The sequence below is a fragment of the Psychrobacter sp. FME13 genome, assembly GCF_014861395.1.
Classification (GTDB): Bacteria; Pseudomonadota; Gammaproteobacteria; order Pseudomonadales; family Moraxellaceae; genus Psychrobacter.
The window spans coordinates 1-5,677 of the sequence record NZ_RRYV01000180.1 but is presented as its reverse complement, the minus strand read 5'-3'; the positions used below and the strand labels follow the sequence as shown (position 1 = coordinate 5,677).

Annotated in this window: 5 protein-coding genes; 1 reads left to right on the top strand and 4 read right to left on the bottom strand. The window is 44.0% G+C overall.

The genetic code is table 11. The annotated features are described in order from the left end of the window. Positions 1–214: 214 nt before the first annotated feature. From EI164_RS14270 to parC, 4 genes are all read right to left on the bottom strand, one after another. On the bottom strand, positions 215–1,738 hold the full coding sequence (locus EI164_RS14270) for a cryptochrome/photolyase family protein (RefSeq protein WP_192520592.1): 1,524 nt from the start codon (positions 1,736–1,738) through the stop codon (positions 215–217). An 89-nt stretch (positions 1,739–1,827) separates the two neighbouring features. Beyond that, complete coding sequence (locus EI164_RS14265) at positions 1,828–1,986, bottom strand: hypothetical protein (RefSeq protein WP_192520591.1); 159 nt, start codon at positions 1,984–1,986, stop codon at positions 1,828–1,830. Positions 1,987–2,053: 67 nt separating this feature from the next. Beyond that, positions 2,054–2,485 (bottom strand): hypothetical protein, encoded by a 432-nt coding sequence (locus EI164_RS14260; RefSeq protein ID WP_192520590.1) that lies wholly within the window; start codon positions 2,483–2,485, stop codon positions 2,054–2,056. Further along, positions 2,485–4,794 (bottom strand): DNA topoisomerase IV subunit A, encoded by a 2,310-nt coding sequence (parC, locus tag EI164_RS14255; RefSeq protein ID WP_192520589.1) that lies wholly within the window; start codon positions 4,792–4,794, stop codon positions 2,485–2,487. The genes EI164_RS14260 and parC overlap by 1 nt, the downstream gene beginning before the upstream one ends. A gap of 262 nt (positions 4,795–5,056) precedes the next feature. Here parC and EI164_RS14250 point away from each other — a divergent pair, with 262 nt between their 5' ends. Continuing rightward, the gene (locus tag EI164_RS14250; RefSeq protein ID WP_192520588.1) at positions 5,057–5,620 is read left to right on the top strand and encodes a VWA domain-containing protein; all 564 of its coding nucleotides are present in this window, start codon (positions 5,057–5,059) and stop codon (positions 5,618–5,620) included. Positions 5,621–5,677: the final 57 nt, after the last annotated feature.

Here is a 5,677-nt window from a genome sequence, read left to right as displayed (position 1 = left end):
TTGCTTTGGCTGTCACCCTCCTTTATTTCTTCAGCATACTTTCTGACACACCACCTAAAATTTATCTTGCCTTTTTATTTTGGATGATTAAAAAAAAGATAAGGCACTGATAAATGATACAGTCTCTCCTAAATAAAAAAGATACAAATACACGCACTCGATACCGAGGTATATTTTTCTTGCTTACTGTGCCTATGCAGACAAGGGATAGGTCCTAGTGTTCTTTGTCCAGTTTTTTCAAGAATTGCTCAGCGTTCATGAGGTGCTCTGTTTGTTGTTCTTTGCCCATTTTGTCCCACATGGTGAGCAGCATACTTGTGCGTGGGTTCTTTGCAAAAAAATCACGATGTACGTGCATAAAGCGCCAAAACAGTCCATCCCACGTGGCGGCCCATTCAACAGGCTCGCCTTTAGATTTGACCTGATAATCACTCATCTTATTAATATAATTACTACCGCTGATATAAGGCTTGGTGGCCATCAGCCCTCCATCAGCGAACTGACTCATGCCATAAATATTTGGCACCATGACCCAGTCATAAGCATCAATAAATAGCTCCATAAACCATTGATAAACGTCATCAGGGTCAAACTCACAAAGCAGCATAAAGTTGCCAAAGACCATCAGACGCTCGATATGATGCGCGTAGCCACTGTTCAGTACTTTCTTGATGGTGGTGTCGATCGGCTCAATACTTGTATCGCCGGTATAAAAACTCGGTGGTATCTTGCGGGTAAAACCCCAAAAGTTACGGCTACGTTGTTTACGTCCGATAGACTCATACAACCCATACATAAACTCACGCCAGCCAATGATTTGACGAATAAAGCCTTCTAGTGAATTGATTGGAATGTCATATGCTTCGCTAATTTCAAGCGTACGTGTGACGACTTGCTCAGGTGTGAGCAGTCCAGTATTAAGCATCGGAGTTAGAACACTATGATGCAATATAGACTCATCGGCTACGATGGCATCTTCATATTGACCAAAGTCAGTAAAGCGTTTGGATAAAAAATCTTCCAACCAGTTTTTAGCCTCGTCATGAGTGGTCGGATAGCGAAAGTCAGGATTGGTATTACCGTAATGCGTGCTAAAGTTATTATCGACATAAGCGATTGCTTCACGGTAATGCACGCTTAATTCAGGAAACTCAAAAGCTGGCGGTATCTTTCTGCGCGGATATTTTTTGCGATTGTCCTCATCGAATGACCATTGTCCACCGATGGGTTTTTGATCGCCATCGATTAGGATATTTTCGCGTTTACGTGCTTCTATATAAAAGTCATGATGAAACAGACGGCTATTTTTAAAGAAATCGCAGTAGACGGGTAGCGGATTCAGAAACATCGGCGTGGGAGAGCAATCAAAATCAATATCTGCTTTTAGTATTGCTTTTTGAACACGCATGCGCAGCCAATCATCGACCAAGTCGAGCCAATATATTTTTTCGATAGCGCTCTCATTGTCAGGATGGTGTTTGTGACTATCGAAACTGGCAATCAGCTTACGGCAGTCGCTATATTCATCTCCAGATTCAATGTAATGTACGGTTTTTCCTGCATTAATCAATGTTTGCTCATAAGCCTTCATACTGGCGCGATGTAGTACCAGTTTTTGTTTGTGAAAAGGGTATTGAGTAAAATATAAATCCTCTTCAATGAGATAACACTCATCTTGCCAAAGTGAGGTGTTGGCAAATAGTTGATGAGGAAAAATTAAGCTGATTTTTTTATTCATGATACAAGCTTATTATTAACAAGATTATGTCATTGTAGATGAGTAAATACCCTGTTGTAAGGTAGAGCTGTGTTAATCATTCAGCCAACCTAAACACTCGTCACGTTCTGAAAGCCTCTTGGTAACTGACCACAATCACCCGTATAGTTGGCTACATCATTTGGCTTAAGTGTCATATGAAATCTGCTAGCAGTAATGATTAGACTGTCTTGCTCATTTATTGGTAAGAAGAAACATAATGTCTTCATTTCTCACCTTGGGAAACACTGACCTTATATTGGGTAAATCACATTCTATGTCAATCAATGGTGTGACTTAGTCGCTTTGACAAAGTCGCTCATATAAACGCTTATCTACTGCATCAGTAAACTCAAGAGGGCGAGTGGAGCGACCATCTACTCCCAACTCAAACATATCAAATATGTCAGCGAAAGACCCTGAAGGCTCTGTCTTTGCAAAGAGCCGCTGAGAATGAGTAGTAATGATCTGTTCTGTACAGTCGATAATATATGAAGCAGTTATGTAAGGCTCATAAAGCGTAATTGGATAATCAGAGAAATGACTGCGAGGCCAAGTACTAGTCTTCATGGGCACTTGATATTGCAAATCGTTCAAGAGATCAGCTTGATGAAAATCGACATAGATTTCAACAGGGTCAGTCGGATCATTTTCATTTACCAGTTGCCATTCAGCAAGGCTTGATTGTGAAAGTATCAATACAAACAATAGTGAAGCCGACTTTTTCATTACTTAGCAACCTCAACACTCGTCACATTCTGAAAGCCCCTTGGTAGCTGACCACCACGATTACCACGCACACCCGTATAGTTAGCCAAATCATTTGGCTTGAGTGTCACATGGCGTTTGCCAGCGGTAATGACTAGGCTGTCTTGCTGACTGAGTGGCGTGATAGCGATCACCTCTTCACCATCTTTTAACTTGATAAGTTTGTTCCCTTTGCCGCGAGCCTGCTCAGGCAAGTCATCAAGGGTGAATATCAGTAAATACCCTGCATTGGTCACAACGGCGACATGGTCAGGCGCTACCTTTGTATGGGTGCTTTCACCGTCAGCATTAGCAGTCGTTACCACCGGCGCATCGATACGGGCAGCAGGGAGTAAGCGGCTCTCAGCTGCGAGATTAATGATATTTTTCCCCGCTTTTTGATTGCTGTCTAGGTTGCCAAGCGTGTTGATAAAACCGTAACCTGCCGAGCTGGCCAAAATAATGCGTTGATTGTCAGCACCCGTTAGTAGCTGCTCAAAGCTAGCACCTGCTGGTGGCTTTAACACACTGGTCAGCGGATCGCCTTGACCACGAGCAGACGCCAAGTTATGCGCATCGATACTGTAGCTGCGTCCAGTGCTGTCGAGCACGTAGATTCTTTCATTAGATTTACCGCGCACATGCGCTTGATAGCTATCACCTGAGCGATAGCTCATGCCAGCAGCATCGACATCATGACCTTTAGCAGCGCGAATCCAACCCGCTTTTGACAAGATAGCAGTGACAGGCTCGCTCGGTACGAGATCAGATTCTTTTAATGCTTGAGCTTCTTCGCGTTCTGCCAATGGTGACACACGCTCATTACCGTGCTCTTTCATATCAGCGGTCAGCTCTTCGATCAGCAAGTTGGTCAAGCTGTCTGGATTGTCCAAATACTCTTGAATGATGGCGCGTTCAGCGGCTAGCTCATCTTGCTCACGGCGTAACTCGATTTCCTCTAACTTTGCCAACTGACGTAGACGAATATCCAATATGGCATTGGCTTGAATATCAGTCAGATCATAGTCCTGCATTAAGGTTGCTTTTGGATCGTCCTCTTCACGAATGATGCGAATGACTTCATCAATATTCAGATAAGCAATCAGTAAGCCTGCCAAAATATGTAAGCGTTTGTCGATTTTATCGAGGCGGTACTCCAAGCGGCGGGTGACCACTGAGCGGCGACACACTAGCCATTCTTCTAATATTTCTTTGAGGTTTTTAACTTGCGGTTTACCGTTTAAGCCAATCATGTTCATATTGACGCGGTAGTTGCTTTCTAGATCTGTACTGGCAAACAGATGACTCATAACACGATCGACATCGACCCGTGTTGATTTCAATTCAAGCACGATACGGCAAGCGTTTTCGTGATCTGACTCATCATGAATATCTGTGACCCAAGGTAGTTTTTTATCCATCATGAGCTTGGCGATTTGCTCTTGGATTTTGTTGCCCGATACTTGGTACGGCAGTGCATCGATAATGACGAGATTTTTTTCTTTAGGGTCAATATGGAAAGTCGCACGCATTTTATAGCTACCGCGACCGGTTTCATACATCGCTTGCAAGTCTTTTTTGTTGGTAATAATTTCCGCTGGTGTTGGCAAGTCTGGCGCTGGTATCGATTGGGTAAGCTGTTTAACCGATAGCTCGGGGTTTTTGAGCAAGCGAATTGCTGCACGCACCACTTCATTGAGGTTGTGCGGTGGAATATCGGTTGCCATACCGACCGCGATACCTGTTGTACCGTTTAGCAAGATGTTGGGCAGGCGGGCAGGTAGGGTGGTTGGCTCTTGCATCGTGCCATCAAAGTTATCCTGCCAATCGACCGTACCTTGCCCTAACTCTGCAAGTAAGGTATTGGCGTAAGCTGACATCTTGGCTTCGGTATAACGCATCGCGGCGAATGACTTTGGATCATCTGGGCTACCCCAGTTGCCTTGACCCGTGATAAGCGGATAGCGATAGCTGAACGGCTGTGCCATCAGTACCATCGCCTCATAACACGCACTGTCACCGTGCGGATGGTATTTACCCAATACGTCACCGACCGTACGTGCGGACTTTTTGGCCTTGGCGGTGGCTTTCAAGCCCAACTCGCTCATGGCATAGACGATGCGGCGTTGAACAGGTTTTAGACCATCAGCGATATTTGGCAGCGCCCGATCCATGATGACGTACATGGCGTAGTTGAGATAGGCTTGCTCAGTGAACTCTGCGACTGAGCGAGTATCCATCGGTTCATTGGAAATGGTTGGGGCAATCGTATTATCAATAACATCAGACATAACGTAGGATTCACTTATCAGTTTTAATAGGTATAGATAATGGGTTCAAGCGTACAAATAGGATAGTGCTATCGTAAAGGAAATTGGCAGAATTAAAAAGGTATAAGTCAGAATAGACGACAGTTCATGACGTGCTTTATTAAGTTTCTCTATCGTGCTTTGTTTGGTAGCTTTTACAAAATAGCTGAAGTATAGTTAACTCAACTTTTGACTATTAATTTTTTTAAAACCCATTGTCTATCTATTATACGGAGTAGTTGCTATGTCATCTTTGTCATCTGTCTGTTTTTCGCGCGCGCATAAATATCATCCAGCCAAACACACACTGTTATTGGCTATTGTCGCCAGTGTGGGGTTGACGGCTTGTAGCTCACAGCAAGCAAGTAAGCCGGTGGTAGAACCATCAACAAGTACCGTAATGAAAAAACCACGCCGCCCTGATACCTTACCAAATACACCGTCAGTCTCTGACAGGAACAGCGTTGATTCCTTTAAGGTGGTGAGGGAGTCGGCATCACCGCTACCTTCTTCAGACATACAAGCTCCAATACCAGCGCCTATAGTCAGACCTGAACCTATCAGCATCACACCAGAAGCCGGTGATAATTATCAAAAAAACGAAGCCAATCCTGTACATCGCACGATGGATATAGCGGTGTCAACTTTGTCTATCGATACTGATACAGGTAGCTATGCCAATGTACGTCGCTATCTAAATGAGGGTCAATTGCCACCTGTCGGTGCCGTGCGCGTAGAGGAGCTGATCAACTATTTTAACTATCAAAAAAGCGAAAGAGGACTCCACCCGACATTAGGGTGGAGGTGAATTTCGCATCACTAGCTAACCTCGCTGGTTCTGAATATATTGTTTAATAATATCTAA

What these genes read in the sequence shown, in the direction of transcription:
- EI164_RS14265 (WP_192520591.1), bottom strand. Translation starts at nt 1,986, where the DNA reads ATGAAGACATTATGTTTCTTCTTACCAATAAATGAGCAAGACAGTCTA.
- EI164_RS14260 (WP_192520590.1), bottom strand. Translation starts at nt 2,485, where the DNA reads ATGAAAAAGTCGGCTTCACTATTGTTTGTATTGATACTTTCACAATCA.
- EI164_RS14270 (WP_192520592.1), bottom strand. Translation starts at nt 1,738, where the DNA reads ATGAATAAAAAAATCAGCTTAATTTTTCCTCATCAACTATTTGCCAAC.
- EI164_RS14250 (WP_192520588.1), top strand. Translation starts at nt 5,057, where the DNA reads ATGTCATCTTTGTCATCTGTCTGTTTTTCGCGCGCGCATAAATATCAT.
- parC (WP_192520589.1), bottom strand. Translation starts at nt 4,794, where the DNA reads ATGTCTGATGTTATTGATAATACGATTGCCCCAACCATTTCCAATGAA.